General features: G+C 56.6%; 1 pseudogene. It reads right to left on the bottom strand.

Annotation, left to right across the window (positions count from 1 at the left end):
* Positions 1 to 1100, bottom strand: a pseudogene (locus U5A65_RS40640) (IS30 family transposase); the annotation flags it as partial.
* Between the last annotated feature and the right edge of the window lies 1 nt (position 1101).

The following is a 1101-nucleotide window of genomic DNA, read 5'->3' as shown; positions in this document are numbered from 1 at the left end:
ACGATTTGGCTAAATCGCTCAGCCGGCGTGTCGAAGTTTAGTGTTTTTCGGGGGCGTTCGTTGAGCCGTCTGGCTACGGCATCCAGTCTGGCCTGCGAGTAGACGGAGAGATCGGTGCCCTTAGGGAAGTATTGCCTCAGAAGCCCATTCGTGTTTTCGTTCGAACCGCGTTGCCAGGGGTGTTGCGGATCGCAGAAATAGACCTCAATGTCGGTAGCGACGGTAAAGCGGTTGTGGTCGGCCATTTCCGAACCCCTATCCCAGGTCAGCGATTTATATAGTTCCCGAGGTAACTTGCTGGCGTGTCGTATCAGCGCGTCAACCACAGCCTCAGAATCCTTGCTGGCCACTTTTACCAGCATCACGAATCGACTTTGACGTTCGACGAGAGTTGCAATCTGGCTCGTAGCGTTGCCATACAGCAAGTCACCTTCCCAGTGCCCGGGTATTGCGCGATCCTCCGCTGTAGCGGGGCGTTCACTGATCGACACGGCGTCGCGAATGTTCGTGCGGTCCTCAGTTTTCAGTGTGTGATGACGGGACCGGCGCATGGTTCGAGCGCGTCGCAAGTGCTCGAGCAATTCCTTTTTCAGAGCGCCACGAGCTTGAATATAGAGGCTCCGATAGATTGTCTCGTGCGACACTAGATAGTCCTTGTTGACCGCGTACACATGTCTGAGCCAACCAGAAATCTGCTCGGGAGACCACTGCAGCTTCAGCTTTGCAGCGACAACTCGTGCCAGCGTCTGGTTTTGCACCAATTTGCAAACCTTCGGGCGACGTGCCCGATTCCAGGCGAGCGCATCCGCTTGATTTGCTCAATAACCTTGACTGCCTCCGTTGCGGTGCAATTCGCGGCTTATAGTGGAAGGAGCGCGTCCCAGCCTGGTGGCTATCGACCGGATCGATAATCCGGACACCAGAGAGCGGGAAATCTCCTCGCGCTCCGCAAGCGTCAAGGTCTGCGGCGCGCGGCGTCTTTGCGGTGGCTCGATGCCGCCGTTCTCCGCGAGTATCCGCTGGATCGAAGAGTGGCCCCGATCAAACAGTTTTGCAATCTGATGGATCGTTTCGCCTTTGCGCCAGCGCTCCCACATCAGT

This window comes from Paraburkholderia sp. J10-1, from assembly GCF_905220165.1.
GTDB lineage: Bacteria > Pseudomonadota > Gammaproteobacteria > Burkholderiales > Burkholderiaceae > Paraburkholderia.
Note: the sequence above shows the minus strand (reverse complement) of the source record. Positions and strands in the feature narration are given on the sequence as shown.